Origin of the sequence: Saccharothrix violaceirubra (assembly GCF_014203755.1) — a bacterium.
GTDB lineage: Bacteria > Actinomycetota > Actinomycetes > Mycobacteriales > Pseudonocardiaceae > Actinosynnema > Actinosynnema violaceirubrum.
Window position 1 is genome coordinate 194,923 of sequence record NZ_JACHJS010000001.1, and the last position, 21,742, is coordinate 216,664.

Genomic DNA, 21,742 nt, shown 5'->3' on the forward strand with positions numbered 1-21,742 from the left:
GCGGTGCCCCGCGGCCGACGAGGGAGGCTGGATGTCCGACCACGCGTCGGCAGCGGCGTCGAGCACGCCGACCCGGTCGACGAACCGCGCGTTCAGCGCGTTCGCCGTCCTGCTCCTCATCGCGGGCGTCGCGGCGGCCTACGCCGTCGGCGACTGGCTGCGCGAGGACGCCCTGGACCTCGACCGCCTCTTCTGGGTCGGCCCGCTGCTCGTGGTCGGGTTCCTCCTGGCCGAACAGCTCGCGATCAACGTCGACGTGCGCAGCGGCGACGCGTGGACGATCTCCTTCACCGAGATCCCGCTGGTCCTGGGCCTGCTTGTGGCACCGTTCGAGGTCGTGCTCGCCGCGCACGTGGTCGCGGGCGTCGGCACGCTGCTGGCCCGCCGGGTGCTCGACCGCGCGGTCTACAACGCCGGCCTCATGTTCATGGAGATCGCTGTCGCCTTCGCGGTCGCGAAAAGCGTCGAGGACTTCCTCGGCGGACGCGGCCCGATGTGGGCGGGCGCCTTCGTCGGCACGATCGCCGTCCCGCTGCTGGCCAGCCTGCTCGGCCTGACCGCGTTGCGGTTGCTGGGCAACGGCATGCGCGTCGGCCCCAGCGTGCGACTGGTCCTCCAGACCCTGGTCGTCGCGCTGCTCAACACGTCCGCCGGCCTGGTCGGCTACGAGATCGCCACCCGCGCGCCGTGGGGCGGCCTGCTGATCCTGCTCGTCTTCGCCGGCATCACGGCGATCTACCTCGCGTACTCGGCCCTGCTGCGCGAACAGCGGGACCTGGAGGCGCTCGGCGAGGTCTCGCTGCGCGTCGCGCGGTCCGGCCGGCACGCCACCGGCCCGCGCGGTCCGGGTTCGGGCAACGCCGTCGACGACGGCCGGGCCGAGGACGACGAGTGGCAGTCGATCGCCGAACGCATCCGCGACCAGCTCGACGCCGGTCGCGTCGTGTTGCGCCTGCGCACCGATCCCCAGACGCCCATGCGCACGCTCGTCGTCGGCGAACCGCTCCCGCCCGGCCTGCGTCGCGAGGACCCGCGCCTGCTGCGCGAGGACGCGCTCCTCCAACTGCCCGGCACCGAGGTCCGGTACTTCCGGGTCGGCGAGGGCGGCGACGACGTCACCGACGCCCTCGGCCGGCGCGAGGCGCAGGAGGCGCTCGTCGTCCCGTTGCGCGCGGGCACGCAACTGCTCGGCGTGGTCGAGGCGCACGACCGGCTCAGCCGCTGGCGCGGCTTCGGCAAGGCCGACATCCAGCTCCTGCGCACACTCGCCAGCCACCTTTCCACGGCCGTGGACAACCGCCGCCTGCTCGCCCGGCTGCGCCACGACGCCTACCACGACCCGCTGACCGGCCTGCTCAACCGGCCCGGCCTGCGCGAGGCGACCGGCGAACCCATGCGCCAGGCGGACCTCGCCGTCGTCGTCCGCGTCGACCTCGACGTGCTGTCGACGGTGTCCGACGCGCTCGGCCAGGTCTGGGGCAACCAGATGCTCGTCACCGCCGGCCGCCGGCTGCGCGACGAACTCGGCCCCGAGGTGCCACTGGCCCGGCTCGAAGGCGGCTCGTTCGCCGCCCTGCTGCTCGACCGCACCGCCGAGCGCATCGAGGAGATCGCCGAACGCCTGCGCAACGCGCTGTCCGTGCCCTACCCGGTCGAGCGGTTCACGGTCGAGGCGAGCGCCGTCGTCGGCTGGGCGTCCACCGCCGACTGCGAGGTCGAGGACCCCGACGCCGACGCCCTGCTCCAGCGCGCCGACGTCGCCGTGAGCGCGACCAACGAGAACAACCCGCTGCGCGCCTACGCGCCCAGCATGGGCCAGATGTTCCTGCGCCGCTTCCAACTGGTCACCCAGTTCCGGTCGGCAGTCGAGAACGGCCAGATCTCCGTGCACTACCAGCCCAAGGTCGCGCTGCCCAGCCGCCAGGTCGTCGGCGCCGAGGCCCTCGTGCGCTGGAAGCACCCCGAGTTCGGCCGCGTCGACCCGGACGAGTTCGTGCCCGCCGTCGAGGCCACCGGCCTGGTCGACGTGCTCACCGACTTCGTCATGGACAAGGCCATGGAACGGGTCCGGCTCTGGCTCGACCGGGACCTGCGCATGTCCGTCGCGGTCAACCTGTCGGTGCGCACGCTCGCCGACGAGGAGTTCCCCGACCGCGTCGGCCGTGCCCTGGTCCGCCACGGCGTGCCGCCCGAGCTGCTCACGTTCGAGCTGACCGAGTCCGGTGTCATGGCCGACCCGGAACGCGCGCTGCCCGTGCTGCGCAGGCTGCACACGATGGGCGTAGTGCTCGCGGTCGACGACTTCGGCACGGGCTACTCGTCGCTGGCCTACCTGCGGCAGCTCCCGGTGGACGAGGTCAAGATCGACAAGAGCTTCGTCCTGGGCATGGGCACCGACCTCGGCGACATGGCCGTCGTCCGCTCGATCGTGGAACTGGGCCACTCGTTGGGGCTCACCGTGGTCGCCGAGGGTGTCGAGGACGACGCCGCCCGCGACCAACTGGTCGGCATGGGCTGCGACGTCGCGCAGGGCTACCTGATCTCCAGGCCGCTGTCCGAGGACCGCTTCGAAGCGTGGTTGCGAGCGCGAACCGTGCAGGTCAGGGGAGCGCGCGATGAGACGGTGCTCACGTTGGTCCACTGACCCCGGACCCCGATTTCGCTCTCGCGGTGATGTTGTGTAGAGTTCACCTCGCTCCGCAAGGGTAAGAGCAAGGCCCCTTTAGCTCAGTCGGCAGAGCGTCTCCATGGTAAGGAGAAGGTCTACGGTTCGATTCCGTAAAGGGGCTCCAACGACTGGCCGCGGTGCACCAGCATCGCGGCCGTGTTGTTGAAGCGGTGTAGCTCAGTTGGTAGAGCAAGCGGCTCATAATCGCTGTGTCGCCGGTTCAAGTCCGGCCACCGCTACGCGAATGGGTGACCCATGTCCACGGAGAGCGTGGACCTGGTTCGCTTCGCATCACACTGGGGGCGCGGCCCCCAGACCCCGCCCAGGGAGGGCTTCGCCCCCCTGGACCCCCTTCCCGTTGAGGTTCGTTCCAGCCCGGGGTGGGTCATGGGTGGGGTTTTTGTGTGTGGTGTGGGGGTTCGTGTGTTGTTGTGTGTGTGTTGTGTGTGTTGTGTGTGTCAGCCCGCCAGGCGGTAAGCCCGTGCTGGGGTTCGGGGATCGTGTGCTCTAGGAAGGCAAGGAAACGTGGCTGCGACCGACGTTCGGCCGAAGATCACCCTCGCGTGCGAGGAGTGCAAGCACCGTAACTACATCACGCGGAAGAACCGGCGCAACGACCCGGACCGCCTGGAGATCAAGAAGTTCTGCCCGAACTGCAAGACGCACAAGGCGCACAAGGAGACCCGCTGAGGGTTTCGCGTCGCCGGTGGCGTACGCGAGCTTGAGTGTGTGTGGGGCCCGTCCTGGGGAACCGGGGCGGGCCCTTTCGTGTGTGTTGAGGGAAGAGGGAGGGGGTCGCGTAGCCTGCTGCGGTGGCTCTCGACCAGTCCTTTGTCGGACGTTCCTATCCGCCGTCGTTCGTGTACGAGGTGGGGCGCGAGAAGATCCGTGAGTTCGCCGATGCGCTTGGCGACGGCAGTCCGGTGTACAGGGAGGTGGAGGCCGCGCGGGCGGCCGGGTACAAGGACGTGATCGCGCCGCCCACGTTCGCGATCATCGTGTCGCTCATGGCCAACGACCTGTTGGTGTCCGACCCGGAGTTGGGGTTGGACTACAGCCGGGTGGTGCACGGCGACCAGTCGTTCGAACACCACCGGCCGATCACGGCCGGCGATCGGCTCGAAGTGGTGCTGCACGTGGACGGCATCACGTCGCGCATGGGCAACGACATGTTGACCGTGCGCGCGGAGATCAGTGCCGAAGGCGAAGCCGTCGTGACCGGGCGGTGCACGCTCGTCGTCCGTGGGGAAGGTGCGTGATGGGCGTTCGTGCCGCCGACATCGCAGTCGGGGATTCGTTGCCGCCGTTGACGTTGCGCATCACGCGGGCCGACCTGGTGCGGTACGCGGGCGCCTCCGGCGACCTCAACCCGATCCACTGGAGCGAGCGGTTCGCGGTCGGGGTCGGGCTGCCCGGCGTCATCGCGCACGGCATGTTGACCATGGGCATGGCCGCCCGGATCGTCACCGAGTGGACCGGCGACCCCGGTGCCGTGCTGGAGTACGGGGTGCGCTTCGGGCGGCCCGTGCCGGTGCCCGACGACGACCTGGGCGCGCTCGTGGAGGTCACCGCCAAGGTGACCAAGGTGCTCGACGACGGGACGTTCAAGGTCAACGTCACGGCCGCGTTCGAGGGCAAGTCGGTGCTGGGCGGCGCTTCCGCCCGCGTGCGGCTGGCCTAGAAGCGCAGTTCGCCGCCCGGGTACCACGTGCCGCGGAAGAAGTCGTCGCCGTGGAAACCGTCGCACAGGGCGCTGGTGAACGGTCCGGTCGCGGTGGCGGAGCGGCGTTCGACACCGTCGACGCCGACCTCGCACGCGACCGAACCGCCGCCCGCGCCCATCTGCACCGACAGCACGCCGTCGCGCACCTCGTCGTGGACGGTCAACTCCTTGCGCCACGGGAACGACGTCAGCTCCTCGCGCGCGGTGCCCGCCTCGGTGAACGTCGAGTAGACGACCACCGCGCTCTTCGCCTCGCCGGTCACCTCGTAGACGACGACCGAGGGCTCCTCGGGCGCGGAGGTCGAGGCGACCGCCGCCAGTCCGGTGACCACGAGCACGGCCGCGCCCGCCATCAAGAGCCAGTTCCGGCGCTTGGCCGACTCGGTCATGCTGATGCTCCTCGGGTGAAGATCCATTCGGCTGAATGGAGCATCGGCATGTCTGCGTTCCGGGTTACCCCTTTCACTCTTGAAGGGGGTCTTCCGATGGATTGGATGGCGACGGACCGACGACGAGGTGCTGTCGGCCACAAGCCTTCGGGGGTCGCCGGAACGACGAAGGGCGCCCCGGCAGGGCGCCCTTCGTGACGGAACGGGGAGCGGTGTGTCAGCCGATCTCGCCGAGGAGGTCGGCCAAGCGGGTGATCCCGGTCTTCAGGTCGTCGTCGCCCAGGGCGTACGACAGGCGCAGGTAGCCCGGCGTGCCGAACGCCTCGCCCGGCACGACCGCGACCTCGGCGTGCTCCAGGATCAGCGCGGCGAGCTGCACGGTGTCGGTGATCGTGGTGCCGCGCAGCTCCTTGCCGATCAGCGCCTTCACCGACGGGTACACGTAGAACGCGCCCTTCGGGGTCGGGCACTCCACGCCCGGGATCGCCGACAGCAGTTCGACGATCGTGCGTCGGCGGCGGTCGAACGCCACGCGCATCTCGTGCACGGCCTCCAGCGAACCGGACACGGCCTCCAGTGCGGCGCGCTGCGACACGTTGGCCACGTTGGAGGTCAGGTGCGACTGGAGGTTCGCCGCGGCCTTCACGACGTCGGCCGGACCGATCAGCCAGCCCACGCGCCAGCCGGTCATCGCGTAGGTCTTGGCCACGCCGTTGAGCACGATCGTCCGGTCCGCGATCGCGGGCACGGCGACGGGCAGCGACACGGCTTCGGTGCCGTCGTAGACCAGGTGCTCGTAGATCTCGTCGGTGATCACCCACAGGCCGTGCTCGACGGCCCACTCGCCGATCGCGACGAGCTGCTCGCGGCTGTACACCGAACCGGTCGGGTTGGACGGCGAGCACAGCAGCAGCACCTTGGTGCGCGGCGTGCGCGCGGCTTCGAGCTGCTCGACGGTCACCAGGTAGTCGGTCGACTCGTCGGCCGTGACCTGGACCGGCACGCCGCCGGCGAGCGTGATCGCCTCGGGGTAGGTGGTCCAGAACGGCGCGGGCAGCAGCACCTCGTCGCCGGGGTCGACGATCGTCGCGAACGCCTGGTAGACGGCCTGCTTGCCGCCGTTGGTCACGAGGACCTGCGACGCGTCCACCTCGTAGCCGGAGTCGCGCCTGGTCTTCTCGGCGATGGCGGCGCGCAGCTCGGGCAGGCCGGCCGCGGGCGTGTAGCGGTGGTTGCGGGGGTCGGCGCAGGCGGCCTGCGCGGCGGCGACGATCGCCTCGGGCGTCGGGAAGTCGGGTTCGCCGGCGCCGAAGCCGATCACCGGTCGGCCGGCCGCCTTGAGCGCCTTCGCCTTCGCGTCGACCGCGAGGGTGGCGGACTCGGCGATGCCGCCGATCCGCTTCGAGATCCTCGGGTGTGCGGAGGTGCCGGTACCGGTGGTCGTGTCGGACGTAGCCATGGCCCAATCGTGGCAGACCGCAGGGTGTGATCCACCCCGGGTACCCCCTGTCTGACCAGCCCGGTTGGGAAGGCGGGTGGACCGTGCCGTATGCTTCTGTTCTCGGAACGTCCGGACACCGCCTCACGGGCCACGTGAGGAGAGTCGAGGACGGCTCCGGCCAGGTGCAGGCGTCCCCACCGGGACCGTCTGTGCGCCAAAGGGGTGTAGCTCAACTGGCAGAGCAGCGGTCTCCAAAACCGCAGGTTGCAGGTTCAAGTCCTGTCGCCCCTGCGTCGAAACGCGATGGTTGAGCGGAGGACGGCATGAGCGAGGGCCGCGAGCAGGACCAGCCGGACGAGCGCGAGAGCGTGAACCGGCCGTCCACCGCCGCAGCACGGCGCGAGCGTCGCGGTACCGCCCGTCCGGCGGGCCGCAAGGACTCCGCCGCTCGGCCGTCCGAGGCGGGCGAGGTCGCCAAGGCCGACTCCGTCACCGAGGACAAGAAGGGCCGCCCGACCCGGAACCGGGACGGGCAGGAAAAGCGTCCGGGACTGTTCAAGCGGTTCGGCCGCTTCGTCCGTGAGGTCGTCAGCGAGCTGCGGAAGGTCATCTGGCCGACCCGCAAGCAGATGGTCACCTACACCTCGGTCGTGCTCGTCTTCGTGGCCTTCATGGTCGCGCTGGTGTACGGCTTGGACGCGGGCTTCACGGCGGTCGTGTTCCAGGTGTTCGGCTGAGCCGGACGTCCCGGCGGCCCGTCGCGGTGGCCGGACACGTGACGCACGAAAGGAAGCGAGACCCACAGTGACCTCCGACAACGGCGTTGACACCCGCGAGTTGGCCGACCTCACCGACGAACGGGACCTCGGGGCCACCGAGGCGGACGTCGACCAGGCCGACGAGGCGGCGGAGGACACCGAGGAACCCGCTCCGGCTTCCACGCAGTCCGTCGACCTCGACGAGGAGCCCATCGACGCCGCCGCCGAGATGCGCGAGGCCCTGCGCCGCGCGCCCGGCGACTGGTACGTCGTGCACTCGTACGCGGGCTACGAGAACAAGGTCAAGGCGAACCTGGAGACGCGGATCCAGACGCTCGACATGGAGGACTACATCTTCCAGGTCGAGGTGCCGACCGAGGAAGTCACCGAGATCAAGAACGGCCAGCGCAAGCAGGTGCAGCGCAAGGTGCTGCCCGGCTACATCCTGGTCCGCATGGAGCTGAACGACCCGTCGTGGAGCGCGGTGCGCAACACCCCGGGCGTGACCGGGTTCGTGGGCGCGACCTCCAAGCCGTCGCCGCTGACGATCGACGACGTGCTGAAGTTCCTCCTGCCGCAGGGCGAGCAGAAGCCCGCCGCGGGCAAGAAGGCCACGTCGACGCCGGTGAAGACCGCCGTCGAGGTCGACTTCGAGGTCGGCGAGTCGGTCACGGTCATGGACGGTCCGTTCGCCACGCTGCCCGCGACGATCAGCGAGGTCAACGCGGACGGCCAGAAGCTGAAGGTCCTGGTGTCGATCTTCGGCCGCGAGACGCCGGTCGAACTGTCGTTCAGCCAGGTCTCCAAGATCTGACGCGTTCGGGGGCACCCCGCCGGCGCGGGGTATCCTCGACTGTCGTGCAGAACCACCCCGCTCGCGCGGGGTGGTTTCCCGCTGTCAGCGGGACTGGTATCCCGCGCGAGCGGGGCCGTCGGACCGCCGCGGCCGGCAGGGTCGCGCGCCGGAACAAGAGAGTACGGAAATGCCTCCCAAGAAGAAGAAGCTCGCAGCGATCATCAAGCTGCAGATCAAGGCCGGTGCGGCGAACCCCGCCCCGCCGGTCGGCCCCGCGCTGGGTCAGCACGGCGTCAACATCATGGAGTTCTGCAAGCAGTACAACGCGGCGACCGAGTCGCAGCGCGGCACCGTGGTGCCGGTCGAGATCTCCGTGTACGAAGACCGGTCGTTCGACTTCAAGCTGAAGACGCCGCCGGCCGCGAAGCTGATCCTCAAGGCCGCGGGCGTGGAGAAGGGCTCCGGCGAGCCCCACCGCGTCAAGGTCGCCAAGATCACCCAGGACCAGGTCCGCGAGATCGCCACCGCCAAGATGGTCGACCTGAACGCGAACGACGTCGACCAGGCCGCCAAGATCATCGCCGGCACCGCCCGCTCCATGGGCATCACCATCGAGGGCTGACCGCCGCACCGCGTCTTCACCACTGCTCGGGGCCATCCCCAGCCGTGAGGTCGCCGTTGCCGTCTGGACTGAGTCATTTCGATCCGCCCGAAGGGCCGATCGAAATCACGAGGGAAGACGGCGACTCCAGGGCGACCGAACCGCCCCGACGAAGTCGGGGCTATCGAACACAGTGGGAGAGCTGAGCGCAGCTCGCACCACGACTGTTGCTTAAGGACAGAAGCATGAAGCGCAGCAAGGCGTACAAGAACGCCGCCGAGCTGGTGGACCGGGAGCGGCTGTACTCGCCGCTGGAGGCCGCCAAGCTCGCCAAGGACACGTCCAAGGTCAAGCTGGACGCGACCGTCGAGGTCGCCATCCGGCTCGGCGTGGACCCCCGCAAGGCCGACCAGATGGTCCGCGGCACCGTGAACCTGCCGCACGGTACGGGCAAGACCGCCCGCGTGATCGTCTTCGCGACGGGCGACAAGGCCGCCGAGGCCGAGGCCGCCGGTGCGGACGCGGTCGGCTCCGAGGACCTCATCGAGCGCATCCAGGGCGGGTGGCTCGACTTCGACGCCGCGATCGCGACGCCGGACCAGATGGCCAAGGTCGGCCGCATCGCCCGCATCCTCGGCCCGCGTGGCCTGATGCCGAACCCGAAGACCGGCACCGTGACCCCCGAGGTCTCGAAGGCCGTGACGGACATCAAGGGCGGTAAGATCAACTTCCGCGTGGACAAGCAGGCCAACCTGCACCTCGTCATCGGCAAGGTGTCGTTCGACGCCGAGAAGCTGGTCGAGAACTACGCCGCCGCGCTCGACGAGATCCTGCGCGCGAAGCCGTCCGCCGCCAAGGGCCGGTACCTGAAGAAGGTCACCGTCTCCACGACGATGGGCCCCGGCATCCCGGTCGACCCGAACCGCACGCGCAACCTGCTGGCCGACGAGGCCGCGGTCTGACGTCCGCGAGTCCGTCGAAGTGCCCCCGGCCCACGCCGGGGGCACTTCGCGTTTCAGCCCGTCGCGCAGTCGGCGGGTTCGGCCTCGTACCCGCTGATCACCCACGTGTTGTTGACCTGCCGGGTCAGCACGAACCGGCCGAGCCGCGGCCCGCCGGTGACCTGGAGCGCGCACGAGCTGACCTCGACGCCGGCGCCCTTCGGCGTGCCGCGCATCTCCGCGGGGAAGCCGACCTGCCGGTAGTCGGCCTCGTTGGTGACCTGCTTGTTCAACGCGTGCACGGCGGCGGCGCAGTCCTGTGCGCCGAACGCGTCCGCGAAGGACTTCTCCGCCCTGTCCTCGCTGAAAAGCGCGCACGCCCGCCCGGCGTCGTCGGTGATCACGTGCTTGTAGAACATCGCCACCGTGCCCTGGATGCCCCAGGGCGTCTGCGGTGCGATGACGTTGCCCTTGTCGCCGCCGCTGTCCACGGCGACGTCGCCGACGTCGTCCGTGCCGAAGAACCGCTCGTAGAAGTACGAGAGCACCAGCAGCACCAGGACGAGGGAGACCAGCCGCCGGAACAGCCTGCTGCCCACGAGGACACGCCACAGGGGCTTGCCCGGTGCCTTGGCGGGCTTCGGGTCCGGCGGGAGCGGCACGGGTGGCTGCGCGCCCGCCGGCTGGGAACTCGGCGGCAGGGCGTGTTGCCCCTGCGCCTGCTGGAAGCGCTGGAACTCCTGGAACCGTTGGAATTCCTGGAACTGCCTGAGCTGTTCCGGGTCGATGTCCGGCTGCTGCGGGCTCCGGGGCGGCTCGTCGGTCACAGGTCACATCATGCCGAATTTGGTCGTGGCTCCGGCCCTTTGCTACGGTTGGCGCGTTCCACCGAAGACCGTCGGTCTTCGTCGATCCCCTGGGATCGGCGAACGAAGGCTCCGCGAGCACGCGGGCGGCCCGCGCAGGAGGACGAGGAAGCAAGGCGGGTTCCGATCCGCTTTCGACGCCCCGTGCCGATCGCGCAGGGGCGTTTTTTCGTGCCTCCGGGCGGCCGGCGTGTTGTCACCCCAGCCCAGAGAGGAGGCGATCATGGCGAAGCCCACCAAGGTTTCGGCCGTCGCCGAGCTGTCGGACAAGTTCCGCGGTAGCTCGGCCGCTGTCGTGACCGAATACCGTGGCCTCTCCATGGCGCAGCTCACCACGCTGCGTCGCGCTCTCGGCGCGGGCACCACGTACACCGTCGCGAAGAACACGCTGGTCAAGCTGGCCGCCAAGGACGCGGGCGTCGAGGGCCTCGAGGCCCTGCTCGTCGGTCCGACGGCCATCGCTTTCGTCGAGGGCGAGCCCGTCGACGCGGCGAAGGCCCTGCGCGACTTCGCGAAGGACAACAAGGCCCTGGTCATCAAGGGCGGCTACATGGACGGCCGCCCGCTCAGCGTCGACGAGGTCACCGCGATCGCGGACCTCGAGACGCGCGAGGTGCTGCTCGCCAAGCTGGCGGGCGCGATGAAGGGGAACCTGGCCAAGGCCGCGGGTCTGTTCAACGCCCCGGCTTCCCAGGTCGCCCGCCTGGCCGCTGCCCTTCAGGAGAAGAAGGCGGCCGAATCGCCCGCCGACGCTCCCGCCGAAAGCTGATCACCGAACCCACGCGTCCGGCTTTCGGGCGTCGCACTAGAAAGGACCGCCGACCATGGCGAAGCTCAGCACCGAAGAGCTGCTCGACGCGTTCAAGGAAATGACGCTGCTCGAGCTGTCGGCCTTCGTGAAGCAGTTCGAGGAGACCTTCGAGGTCACCGCCGCCGCTCCGGTCGCCGTCGCGGCCGTCGCGGGCACGGGCGCCACCGCCGCCCCCGCCGAGGAGGAGAAGGACGAGTTCACCGTCGTCCTGGAGTCCGCCGGCGACAAGAAGATCCAGGTCATCAAGGTCGTCCGCGAGGTCGTCTCGGGCCTGGGCCTGAAGGAGGCCAAGGAGCTGGTCGAGTCCGCTCCGAAGCCGCTGCTGGAGAACGTGGCCAAGGACGTGGCGGACGCCGCCAAGGAGAAGCTCGAGGCCGCGGGCGCCAAGATCTCGCTCAAGTGATCTTGCGTTTCGACGCCTGAACGGGGCGGACATCCTCACGGATGTCCGCCCCGTTCGTTTTTGTGGCCGAACGCGCGATATCACCCGACCGACGTACATCAAGTGATGTCAGTCACATTTTCCGGGCCGCATGGTGGCGGTTTCGGACAGTTCCCTCGATCGAGTCCGCATCCCCGTCAAAGAGTCGCCGTTGCTCACTTCGAGGTGTTTGCGCAGGTCAAGCCCGCCACGCGGAGTAAACGCGCACTGCGCCACAGGGGTGATCGCCGCGTGGCATCTTGACTGCGGGCGTCGGCGGGGTCACTCTGTCGTTGAACACGAGAAAGGTCCTTCCAGGTGCCTCTCGACAGTTGGCGTGCGCGTAGCTAGACTGCCCCTTTGCGCTGCCCTCTTTCCGTTTGCCCTTCGCCGAGAGCTGGATTGCCGGGCATCGCCGCACCCTTGACAGCCGTGCTAGTCCGCTGCTAGTCGGCTAACTGTCCCTGGAAGGACGCATCTTGGCGATCTCTCGCGCGACCAAGGCCACTGCTGCGACCAACTCCACGTCGGGGATCCCCGGAGCGCCGAAGCGGGTCTCGTTCGCGAAGATTCACGAGCCGCTCCAGACGCCCAACCTGCTGGACCTCCAGATCCAGTCCTTCGAATGGCTCACCGGCGACGAGGCGTGGTTCCAGCGTCGCGTCGACGCCGGCGACGAGGCGCCGACGGGCGGCCTCGAAGAGGTGCTGAACGAGATCTCGCCGATCGAGGACTTCTCGGGCTCGATGTCCCTTTCCTTCTCCGACCCGCGCTTCGACGAGGTCAAGGCCTCGACCGAGGAGTGCAAGGACAAGGACATGACGTACGCGGCCCCGCTGTTCGTCACCGCGGAGTTCACCAACCACACGACCGGCGAGATCAAGTCGCAGACCGTGTTCATGGGCGACTTCCCGATGATGACGGACAAGGGCACGTTCATCATCAACGGCACCGAGCGCGTCGTGGTGTCCCAGCTCGTCCGGTCGCCCGGCGTCTACTTCGACACGGCGATCGACAAGACGACCGACAAGGACGTGTTCAGCGTCAAGATCATCCCGTCGCGGGGTGCCTGGCTGGAGTTCGACGTCGACAAGCGCGACACCGTCGGTGTCCGCATCGACCGCAAGCGCCGCCAGCCCGTCACGGTGCTGCTCAAGGCCCTCGGCTGGAGCACCGAGCAGATCCGCGAGCGCTTCTCCTTCAGTGAGACCCTGCTGACCACCCTGGAGAAGGACCACACCGCGGGCACCGACGAAGCGTTGCTCGACATCTACCGCAAGCTGCGTCCGGGCGAGCCGCCCACGAAGGAGTCGGCGCAGGCCCTGCTGGAGAACCTGTTCTTCAAGGACAAGCGCTACGACCTGGCCAAGGTGGGTCGCTACAAGGTCAACAAGAAGCTCGGCCTCGCCGCCCCGATCGCCACCGGCGTGCTGACCGAGGACGACATCGTCACGACCATCGAGTACCTGGTCCGCCTGCACGCGGGCGAGACCTCGATGCAGCCGGGCGAGACCGAGGTGCCGGTCGAGGTCGACGACATCGACCACTTCGGCAACCGCCGCCTGCGCACCGTCGGCGAGCTGATCCAGAACCAGATCCGGGTGGGCCTGTCGCGCATGGAGCGCGTCGTGCGCGAGCGCATGACGACCCAGGACGTCGAGGCCATCACGCCGCAGACCCTGATCAACATCCGCCCGGTCGTGGCGGCGATCAAGGAGTTCTTCGGCACCTCCCAGCTCTCGCAGTTCATGGACCAGATCAACCCGCTGGCGGGTCTGACCCACAAGCGCCGCCTCTCGGCGCTGGGCCCGGGCGGTCTGTCCCGTGAGCGCGCCGGCATGGAGGTCCGCGACGTCCACCCGTCGCACTACGGCCGCATGTGCCCGATCGAGACGCCCGAAGGCCCGAACATCGGCCTCATCGGTTCGCTGTCTTCGTTCGCGCGGGTCAACCCGTTCGGCTTCATCGAGACGCCGTACCGCAAGGTCGTCGACGGCCGGGTCACCGACCAGATCGACTACCTGACGGCCGACGAGGAAGACCGGTACGTCAAGGCGCAGGCCAACGCGAAGATCGACGACGAGGGCAACTTCGTCGAGGACCGCGTCCTGGTCCGCAAGAAGGGCGGCGAGGTCGAGTTCATCGACCCGGCCGACGTCGACTACATGGACGTCTCGCCGCGCCAGATGGTGTCCGCGGCGACCGCGCTCATCCCGTTCCTCGAGCACGACGACGCCAACCGCGCCCTCATGGGCGCGAACATGCAGCGCCAGGCCGTCCCGCTGCTGCGCAGCGAGTCGCCGCTCGTCGGCACCGGCATGGAGTCGCGCGTCGCGGTCGACGCGGGCGACGTGATCGTGGCCAAGAAGCCCGGTGTGGTCGAGGAGGTCTCCGCCGACTACATCACGGTCATGGCCGACGACGCCTCGCGCCAGACCTACGCGCTGCACAAGTTCCGCCGGTCCAACCAGGGCTCGTGCATCAACCAGAAGCCCATCGTGAACGAGGGCGACCGGGTCGAGCACGGTCAGGTCATCGCCGACGGTCCGTGCACCGAGAACGGCGAGATGGCCCTGGGCAAGAACATGCTCGTGGCGATCATGCCGTGGGAAGGCCACAACTACGAGGACGCGATCATCCTCTCCCAGCGGATCGTGCAGGACGACGTCCTGACCTCGATCCACATCGAGGAGCACGAGATCGACGCCCGCGACACCAAGCTGGGCGCCGAGGAGATCACCCGGGACATCCCGAACGTCTCCGAGGAGGTCCTGGCCGACCTCGACGAGCGCGGCATCATCCGCATCGGCGCCGAGGTCCAGCCCGGCGACATCCTCGTCGGCAAGGTCACGCCCAAGGGCGAGACCGAGCTGACCCCCGAGGAGCGCCTGCTGCGCGCGATCTTCGGCGAGAAGGCGCGCGAGGTGCGCGACACGTCGCTGAAGGTGCCCCACGGCGAGTACGGCAAGGTCATCGGCATCCGCGTGTTCAGCCGCGAGGACGACGACGAGCTGCCCCCGGGCGTGAACGAGCTGGTCCGCGTCTACGTGGCCCAGAAGCGCAAGATCCAGGACGGCGACAAGCTCGCCGGCCGCCACGGCAACAAGGGCGTCATCGGCAAGATCCTCCCGGTCGAGGACATGCCCTTCCTGGAGGACGGCACGCCGGTCGACATCGTGCTCAACACGCACGGTGTGCCGCGTCGTATGAACATCGGCCAGGTCCTGGAGACCCACCTCGGGTGGATCGCCAAGCAGGGCTGGTCGCTCGAAGGGGACGAGTCCTGGGCGCAGAACCTGCCCGAGGACCTGCTCCACGTCGAGCCGGGCACCAAGACGGCGACGCCGGTGTTCGACGGTGCGCGCGAGGACGAGCTGATGGGCCTGCTGGGCTCGACGCTGCCCAACCGCGACGGCGAGCGCATGGTGAAGCAGAACGGCAAGGCGACGCTGCTCGACGGGCGTTCCGGCGAGCCGTTCCCGTTCCCGGTGTCCGTCGGCTACATGTACATCCTCAAGCTCGGCCACCTCGTGGACGACAAGATCCACGCCCGGTCGACCGGCCCGTACTCGATGATCACCCAGCAGCCGCTCGGCGGTAAGGCCCAGTTCGGTGGCCAGCGCTTCGGTGAGATGGAGTGCTGGGCGATGCAGGCCTACGGAGCGGCCTACACGCTCCAGGAGCTGCTCACCATCAAGTCCGACGACGTGCTCGGCCGCGTGAAGGTGTACGAGGCCATCGTCAAGGGCGAGAACATCCCGGAACCCGGTATCCCGGAGTCCTTCAAGGTGTTGTTGAAGGAGCTTCAGTCGCTGTGCCTCAACGTCGAGGTGCTGTCCTCGGACGGCGCCGCGATCGAGATGCGCGACGGCGACGACGAGGACCTGGAGCGGGCGGCGGCGAACCTCGGCATCAACCTGTCGCGGTCCGAGTCCCCCTCCGTCGACGACGTCGTCAACTGACCTCGCCGGTCACCGGGGACGCCCCCTACCGCGTCCCCGGTGACCGAACCACCGGCTCCGCCACACCGCCTTCCTGGGCGACCGATCCAAAAAGGGGAAGAGAGTAGACGTGCTCGACGTCAACTTCTTCGACGAGCTCCGCATCGGTCTCGCGACCGCGGACGACATCCGGCAGTGGTCCTACGGCGAGGTCAAGAAGCCCGAGACCATCAACTACCGCACGCTCAAGCCGGAGAAGGACGGCTTGTTCTGCGAGAAGATCTTCGGTCCCACGCGGGACTGGGAGTGCTACTGCGGCAAGTACAAGCGCGTGCGCTTCAAGGGCATCATCTGTGAGCGCTGTGGCGTCGAGGTGACCCGCGCGAAGGTCCGCCGCGAGCGCATGGGCCACATCGAACTGGCCGCGCCCGTCACGCACATCTGGTACTTCAAGGGCGTCCCGAGCCGGTTGGGCTACCTGCTCGACCTGGCCCCCAAGGACCTCGAGAAGATCATCTACTTCGCCGCCTACGTGATCGTGGGCGTCAACGCCGAGCTGCGCCACAACGACCTGCCGACGCTGGAAAGCGAGATGCAGGTCGAGCGCAAGCGCGTCGAGAACCGGCGGGACGCCGACGTCGAGGCCCGCGCGCAGAAGCTGGAAGCCGACCTGGCCGAGCTGGAGGCCGAGGGCGCCAAGTCCGACGTCCGCCGCAAGGTCAAGGAGGGCGGCGAGCGCGAGATGCGCCAGCTGCGCGACCGCGCGCAGCGCGAGCTGGACCGGCTCGACGAGATCTGGTCCACGTTCACCAAGCTGGACAAGGCCCAGCTGATCGCGGACGAGCTGCTCTACCGCGAGCTGTACGACCGCTACGGCGACTACTTCACCGGTGCCATGGGCGCCGAGGCGATCCAGCGGTTGCTGGGCGACTACGACGTGGACGCCGAGGCCGACAACCTGCGCGAGACCATCCGCAGCGGCAAGGGCCAGAAGAAGCTGCGCGCGCTCAAGCGGCTGAAGGTCGTGGCCGCGTTCCAGGCCACGCGCAACAACCCGCAGGGCATGGTCCTGGACTGCGTCCCGGTCATCCCGCCGGACCTGCGCCCGATGGTGCAGCTCGACGGTGGCCGCTTCGCGACGTCCGACCTGAACGACCTGTACCGCCGCGTGATCAACCGGAACAACCGCCTCAAGCGACTGATCGACCTCGGCGCACCCGAGATCATCGTCAACAACGAGAAGCGGATGCTCCAGGAGGCCGTCGACGCGCTGTTCGACAACGGCCGCCGCGGTCGTCCGGTCACCGGTCCGGGCAACCGGCCGCTCAAGTCGCTGTCCGACCTGCTCAAGGGCAAGCAGGGCCGGTTCCGCCAGAACCTGCTCGGCAAGCGCGTCGACTACTCGGGCCGTTCGGTCATCGTGGTCGGCCCGCAGCTCAAGCTGCACCAGTGCGGTCTGCCCAAGCAGATGGCGCTGGAGCTGTTCAAGCCGTTCGTCATGAAGCGGCTCGTGGACCTCAACCACGCGCAGAACATCAAGTCCGCCAAGCGGATGGTCGAGCGTGCGCGCCCGGCCGTGTGGGACGTGCTCGAAGAGGTCATCACCGAGCACCCCGTGCTGCTCAACCGCGCGCCCACGCTGCACCGCCTCGGCATCCAGGCGTTCGAGCCGCAGCTGGTCGAGGGCAAGGCCATCCAGCTCCACCCGCTGGTCTGTGAGGCGTTCAACGCCGACTTCGACGGTGACCAGATGGCCGTCCACCTGCCGCTGTCCGCCGAGGCCCAGGCCGAGGCGCGCGTGCTGATGCTGTCGTCGAACAACATCCTCTCGCCCGCGTCGGGCAAGCCGCTGGCCATGCCGCGTCTGGACATGGTGACCGGCCTGTACCACCTGACCCGGCACAAGGAGGACGACCTCGGCGAGGGCCTGGCGTTCTCCTCGCCGGCCGAGGCGCAGATGGCGTACGACCGCAAGGTGCTGGGTCTGCAGGCCATGGCCAAGATCCGCATCTCGGACAAGAACCCGCCGAAGGGCCAGGAGCCGGAGGGCTGGGAGCCCGGTCAGCCGTGGCTGGCGCACACCACGCTCGGCCGCGTGCTGTTCAACGAGATCCTGCCGCAGGACTACCCGTTCCTGAACGAGGTCATGCCCAAGAAGCGGCAGGCCACGGTCATCAACGACCTCGCCGAGCGGTACCCGATGGTCACCGTCGCCCGGACGCTGGACAAGCTGAAGGACGCGGGCTTCCACTGGGCCACCCGGTCGGGCGTCACGGTCGCGATCTCGGACGTCCTCGTGCCCGAGGCCAAGCAGGGCATCCTGGACGAGCACGAGAAGCTCGCCGACGCGGTGGAGAAGCGCTACCAGCGCGGTCAGCTCTCCTACACCGAGCGCAACAGCGAGCTGGTCAAGGTGTGGACCAAGGCGACGGAAGAGGTCGCCGAGGTCATGGAGGCCAACTTCCCCGAGGACAACTCGATCCGCATGATCGTGAAGTCCGGCGCGGCGGGCAACATGACCCAGGTCCGCTCGCTGGCCGGCATGCGTGGTCTGGTGACCAACCCGAAGGGCGAGTACATCCCGCGTCCGATCAAGAACTCGTTCCGCGAGGGCTTGTCGGTGCTGGAGTACTTCATCGCGACCCACGGTGCCCGCAAGGGTCTGGCCGACACCGCGCTGCGCACCGCCGACTCGGGTTACCTGACCCGTCGTCTGGTGGACGTGTCGCAGGACGTGATCATCCGCGAGATCGACTGCAACACGACCCGCGGCGTGAACATGACCGTCGGCGAGCGCCTGGGCGACAAGGTGGGCCTGCACGAGTTCGCGCAGACCTCGGTCTACGCGCGGACCATCGCGGAGGACATCACCGACGCCGACGGCAACGTGGTGCTCAACCGCGGTGACGACCTCGGCGACCCGGCGTTGCAGACGCTGATCAACGCGGGCGTCGTCCGGGTGAAGGTCCGCTCGGTGCTGACCTGCGAGTCCGCGGTCGGCGTGTGCGCGTCCTGCTATGGCCGTTCGATGGCGACCGGCAAGCTGGTCGACGTCGGCGAGGCCGTCGGCATCGTCGCCGCCCAGTCGATCGGTGAGCCCGGCACGCAGCTGACGATGCGTACGTTCCACCAGGGTGGTGTGGCCGGTGACGACATCACCACCGGTCTGCCCCGTGTGCAGGAGCTGTTCGAGGCCCGCGTCCCCAAGGGCAAGGCCCCGATCGCCGACGTCGACGGCCGCGTCCGCATCGAGGACGGCGACCGCTTCTGGAAGATCACCCTCATCCCGGACGACGGGTCCGAGGAGATCATCTTCGAGAAGCTGTCGAAGCGTCAGCGCCTGGCCAACACCCCGACCGGCCCGTTGCAGGACGGCGACCACGTGGCCGTCGGCCAGCAGCTGCTGGAAGGCACGCCGGACCCGCACGAGGTGCTGCGCGTCATGGGCCCGCGCGAGGCCCAGCTGCACCTGGTCCAGGAAGTGCAGAAGGTGTACCGCGCCCAGGGTGTGGCCATCCACGACAAGCACATCGAGGTCATCGTGCGGCAGATGCTGCGCCGCGTGACGATCATCGACTCGGGCGCGACGGAGTTCCTGCCGGGCTCGCTGGTCGAGCGGTCGGACTTCGAGTCGGGCAACCGCCAGGTCGTCGCCGAGGGCGGCGAGCCGGCCGCCGGCCGTCCGGTCCTGATGGGCATCACGAAGGCGTCGCTGGCCACCGACTCGTGGCTGTCGGCAGCGTCCTTCCAGGAGACCACGCGAGTCCTGACCGACGCCGCCATCAACGGCCGGTCGGACAAGCTGATCGGCCTGAAGGAGAACGTGATCATCGGCAAGCTGATCCCGGCCGGCACCGGCATCAACCGGTACCGGAACATCCAGGTCCAGCCCACCGAGGAAGCCCGCGCGGCGGCCTACGCCATCCCGAGCTACGACGACGGCTACTACACGCCCGACGTCTTCGGCACGGGCACCGGCGCAGCCGTCCCGCTGGACGACTACGACTTCGGCCGCGACTACCGCTGACCGAAGTCGACAGAAGCACAAAGGGAATGGCCCCCGGCAGACCGCCGGGGGCCATTCCCTTTCTACCGCCGCGTTCGGCAACCACGAGCCACAACGAAAGCCGGGGGCGCAAGCCCAGACGGAGAACCGAGCACTTACCTTCTCTTTGGCGGCCTGCCAAGCGGCGAGCGTCGCTTCAAGCTCTTCGCTCTCGATCTTTCGAAGACTTCACGACCGCCGACGAGCTTTACCCAACGCCCGAGCCTTGGCCACCAGGTCGTCCACAAGATCCGCGTCGGCGAGTGGGGGTACACCGTCCGCACAGCAGGGCGGCTTCGTCCGCCGCTCGTCCAACCGAGGCGCCACCCCGGCCAACTCGTACAACGCGTCGTAAAGATTCCGCCCGGGATCATCGTCATGCCGACCGACCAGCAACACCCACGCCGTGTCGACAGACGGAAAAGCCACCACGACCCGATCGGCCCCGCGCAGGTGCTTCACGCACAACCGCGACAACGGCTCGGGCCCGGTGACCCGGTACCCCATCGCGGCGCAGCCGGAATGGGACAGTTCATCGAGGAACCGTTCATATGCCTGCCGTGCAGGCCCGCGTAATCCGGCGGCTTGCAACGAGGCCACCGGCGTTTCGACTACTTCGACCAACCTGTGCGGACCACGCGTCCTTCACCGCGGTTCATCTGGGCGATGCTCTCGACCAGGTCCGGCCGCTCGACCAGCGCGGCGTCGCTCAACCTGCGGTGCACCTCGTCCAGCAGTCCCCGCGTCTTCCCGGCCCGCCGCAGTTCGGCCACGACGTGCATGACCTCGTGCAGGCGGACGGCGTCCAACAGCATCCGGGGCGATTCGCTGTGCACGGCGAGCACTCCCTCGCGTGCCCAGGCTTTGACCGTCTTCTCGGTCAGGTCGAGCAGTTCGCCCGCCACGACCGGCCGGACGGGTGGTGCCGAGGACAGCACCCGCTCGACCACGTCGGTCAGCTTGGAGCGCCGCTCGTCGTCGGCGGACAGCGTGAACGCGACCTCTTCGATGTCCTCGACCTGCGCGAACAGGTCCCGGATCAGCGCGGCCTCGGTGGCGACGGACATGACGGCTCCCTCCGTTCACTACCGATTATCACGCCTTTTCTCGGTAGTGACAACCCGGTGGCCCCGCCCTGCGGCGAGGCCACCCCGGCGGGGATCAGGAGGAGAAGAACAGTCCCGCGAGCCCGTGGTGCTTCCGGTGGCCGTACCCGTGCCCGTAGCCACCGTGACCCCAGGCGGGCTGGGTCTGCACGTAGTGGACCTGCGGAGCGGGCGCGTGCGCCGCCGGCGGCGGGGGCGGCGGGGTGTGCGTCTGGGCCTCCAGGCGCGTGATGGCTTCCAGCTCGCCGTAGTCCAGGAAGACGCCCCGGCAGCCGTCGCACTGCTCGATGTGCACACCCATCCGGTCGTAGGTGCGCATGTTCGCATGGCACTTGGGACACTGCATCGTGTGAGCCTCCTGCTCTCGGTGCTGTACCCGCGATATTAGCCGCGAGCCATGGGTACATGCGTGGAGACGATCCGGGCGCAAGCATCCATCAGGGCACTTTGCGCCGACTCCAAACGCTTGCCGTCACGCTCCGCAGCGGTGAGCGCACGTGCCGCCATCTGGATCACCAACGCCCGCGCCGGCACCTCCAGCGCCGCCCAAGGGTCGTCCCGCCGCACGGCCGTACCGCCGGCGTCCAGGTAGGCGTCGAGCAGCCGCGCCCACGTCACGTCGTCGAGCACGCCCGCCAGCAGCAACGCCGCCGGGCGGGCCAGGTCCCACGCCGGGTCGCCGAACCCCAGGTCGTCCAGGTCGATCAACCACCACCCGTCCCGCCACAGCAACTGGCCCAGGTGCCAGTCGCCGTGGACGAGCGTCGACCCGGACGGCCCCCGCTCGGGCAGGGTCGCGAACGCCCGCTCGACGAGCGCCGCGCCGTCGACGTGCGTCGGCATGTCCCGCACGGCACGCACCATCCGCGCCCACGCCGTGGCCTCGGGGCTCCCGGCCGGCGCCGGCACGCGGTGCAGCTCGGCCAACAGCCGTCCCGCGACTTCCATCGGCAACGACTCGGGCTCGCCCTGCGGCACCGGCCGCCCGTAAGGCCACGACGTCACCACCCGGTCGCCGACCACGACCGGCGGACCCAGCGGCGGCAGCAACACCCGGCCCAGCCGCTCGGCCACGGCCAAACGCAGTGTCAACGCGTCCAGGTCCGTGCCCGGCTCGTGCGCCTTCAGCACGACGTCGCCCACCCGCACGACCACCACCGGGCCGCGCACGGCCAACACCTCGTGCGCACCGCCAGCGGCGAGCGCGACCATCCCCGCGACCAGGTCGTCCACGG

19 protein-coding genes and 3 tRNA genes are annotated in these 21,742 nt (G+C 68.9%); 15 read left to right on the forward strand and 7 right to left on the reverse strand.

The window, feature by feature from the left end:
- The first annotated feature begins 31 nt into the window (after nt 1-31).
- From F4559_RS01060 to F4559_RS01085, 6 genes are all read left to right on the forward strand, one after another.
- Nucleotides 32-2,644: a putative bifunctional diguanylate cyclase/phosphodiesterase gene (locus F4559_RS01060; protein WP_184665721.1), complete on the forward strand. Its 2,613-nt coding sequence runs from the start codon at nt 32-34 to the stop codon at nt 2,642-2,644.
- Between the two features lie 72 nt (nt 2,645-2,716).
- A tRNA-Thr gene (locus F4559_RS01065) sits at nt 2,717-2,792 on the forward strand.
- Nucleotides 2,793-2,834: 42 nt separating this feature from the next.
- A tRNA-Met gene (locus F4559_RS01070) sits at nt 2,835-2,907 on the forward strand.
- A 286-nt stretch (nt 2,908-3,193) separates the two neighbouring features.
- Complete coding sequence (rpmG, locus tag F4559_RS01075; RefSeq protein WP_015805323.1) at nt 3,194-3,358, forward strand: 50S ribosomal protein L33; 165 nt, start codon at nt 3,194-3,196, stop codon at nt 3,356-3,358.
- 122 nt (nt 3,359-3,480) lie between these two features.
- Nucleotides 3,481-3,927: a MaoC family dehydratase N-terminal domain-containing protein gene (locus F4559_RS01080; RefSeq protein WP_184665722.1), complete on the forward strand. Its 447-nt coding sequence runs from the start codon at nt 3,481-3,483 to the stop codon at nt 3,925-3,927.
- Nucleotides 3,927-4,349 carry a MaoC family dehydratase gene (locus F4559_RS01085; protein WP_184665723.1) on the forward strand — a complete coding sequence of 141 codons (423 nt, stop codon included), beginning with the start codon at nt 3,927-3,929 and terminating at the stop codon, nt 4,347-4,349. Before F4559_RS01080 ends, F4559_RS01085 begins: the two co-directional genes overlap by 1 nt.
- Here F4559_RS01085 and F4559_RS01090 read toward each other — a convergent pair.
- Together F4559_RS01090 and F4559_RS01095 are read right to left on the reverse strand one after the other, a co-directional pair.
- A complete protein-coding gene (locus F4559_RS01090; protein WP_184665724.1) occupies nt 4,346-4,780 on the reverse strand; it encodes an MmpS family transport accessory protein in 435 nt (144 codons plus the stop codon). The two genes, F4559_RS01085 and F4559_RS01090, sit on opposite strands and share 4 nt — an antisense overlap.
- A gap of 217 nt (nt 4,781-4,997) precedes the next feature.
- On the reverse strand, nt 4,998-6,239 hold the full coding sequence (locus tag F4559_RS01095; protein WP_184665725.1) for a pyridoxal phosphate-dependent aminotransferase: 1,242 nt from the start codon (nt 6,237-6,239) through the stop codon (nt 4,998-5,000).
- Nucleotides 6,240-6,439: 200 nt separating this feature from the next.
- Here F4559_RS01095 and F4559_RS01100 point away from each other — a divergent pair.
- The 5 genes from F4559_RS01100 (at nt 6,440) to rplA (ending at nt 9,338) form a co-directional block, all read left to right on the forward strand.
- Nucleotides 6,440-6,512 (forward strand) — tRNA-Trp (locus F4559_RS01100).
- A 32-nt stretch (nt 6,513-6,544) separates the two neighbouring features.
- The gene (secE, locus tag F4559_RS01105) at nt 6,545-6,958 is read left to right on the forward strand and encodes a preprotein translocase subunit SecE (RefSeq protein WP_184665726.1); all 414 of its coding nucleotides are present in this window, start codon (nt 6,545-6,547) and stop codon (nt 6,956-6,958) included.
- 67 nt (nt 6,959-7,025) lie between these two features.
- The gene (nusG, locus tag F4559_RS01110) at nt 7,026-7,793 is read left to right on the forward strand and encodes a transcription termination/antitermination protein NusG (protein WP_184665727.1); all 768 of its coding nucleotides are present in this window, start codon (nt 7,026-7,028) and stop codon (nt 7,791-7,793) included.
- Between the two features lie 169 nt (nt 7,794-7,962).
- Nucleotides 7,963-8,397 (forward strand): 50S ribosomal protein L11, encoded by a 435-nt coding sequence (gene rplK / locus F4559_RS01115; RefSeq protein ID WP_184665728.1) that lies wholly within the window; start codon nt 7,963-7,965, stop codon nt 8,395-8,397.
- A gap of 224 nt (nt 8,398-8,621) precedes the next feature.
- A complete protein-coding gene (rplA, locus tag F4559_RS01120; protein WP_184665729.1) occupies nt 8,622-9,338 on the forward strand; it encodes a 50S ribosomal protein L1 in 717 nt (238 codons plus the stop codon).
- Nucleotides 9,339-9,391: 53 nt separating this feature from the next.
- Here rplA and F4559_RS01125 read toward each other — a convergent pair whose 3' ends face one another.
- Complete coding sequence (locus tag F4559_RS01125; protein WP_184665730.1) at nt 9,392-10,144, reverse strand: hypothetical protein; 753 nt, start codon at nt 10,142-10,144, stop codon at nt 9,392-9,394.
- 262 nt (nt 10,145-10,406) lie between these two features.
- Here F4559_RS01125 and rplJ point away from each other — a divergent pair, with 262 nt between their 5' ends.
- The 4 genes from rplJ to F4559_RS01145 all read left to right on the forward strand — a co-directional run bounded on the left by rplJ (nt 10,407) and on the right by F4559_RS01145 (nt 19,383).
- Nucleotides 10,407-10,952, forward strand: coding sequence for a 50S ribosomal protein L10 (gene rplJ / locus F4559_RS01130; protein WP_184665731.1), 546 nt, complete (start codon nt 10,407-10,409; stop codon nt 10,950-10,952).
- Nucleotides 10,953-11,007: 55 nt separating this feature from the next.
- Entirely contained in the window at nt 11,008-11,397 is a 390-nt protein-coding gene (gene rplL / locus F4559_RS01135; protein WP_184665732.1) for a 50S ribosomal protein L7/L12, read from the forward strand.
- Nucleotides 11,398-11,894: 497 nt separating this feature from the next.
- Nucleotides 11,895-15,377, forward strand: coding sequence for a DNA-directed RNA polymerase subunit beta (gene rpoB, locus F4559_RS01140; protein ID WP_184665733.1), 3,483 nt, complete (start codon nt 11,895-11,897; stop codon nt 15,375-15,377).
- Nucleotides 15,378-15,486: 109 nt separating this feature from the next.
- Nucleotides 15,487-19,383: a DNA-directed RNA polymerase subunit beta' gene (locus tag F4559_RS01145; protein ID WP_184665734.1), complete on the forward strand. Its 3,897-nt coding sequence runs from the start codon at nt 15,487-15,489 to the stop codon at nt 19,381-19,383.
- 207 nt (nt 19,384-19,590) lie between these two features.
- Here the strand turns inward: F4559_RS01145 and F4559_RS01150 are convergent, their stop codons facing one another.
- The 4 genes from F4559_RS01150 to F4559_RS01165 form a co-directional block, all read right to left on the reverse strand.
- Nucleotides 19,591-19,908 (reverse strand): hypothetical protein, encoded by a 318-nt coding sequence (locus F4559_RS01150; RefSeq protein ID WP_184665735.1) that lies wholly within the window; start codon nt 19,906-19,908, stop codon nt 19,591-19,593.
- 104 nt (nt 19,909-20,012) lie between these two features.
- Nucleotides 20,013-20,468: a hypothetical protein gene (locus tag F4559_RS01155; RefSeq protein ID WP_184665736.1), complete on the reverse strand. Its 456-nt coding sequence runs from the start codon at nt 20,466-20,468 to the stop codon at nt 20,013-20,015.
- A 94-nt stretch (nt 20,469-20,562) separates the two neighbouring features.
- Nucleotides 20,563-20,853 (reverse strand): TFIIB-type zinc ribbon-containing protein, encoded by a 291-nt coding sequence (locus F4559_RS01160; RefSeq protein ID WP_184665737.1) that lies wholly within the window; start codon nt 20,851-20,853, stop codon nt 20,563-20,565.
- Nucleotides 20,854-20,891: 38 nt separating this feature from the next.
- On the reverse strand, nt 20,892-21,740 hold the full coding sequence (locus tag F4559_RS01165; RefSeq protein ID WP_312865425.1) for a phosphotransferase family protein: 849 nt from the start codon (nt 21,738-21,740) through the stop codon (nt 20,892-20,894).
- Nucleotides 21,741-21,742 lie beyond the last annotated feature (2 nt).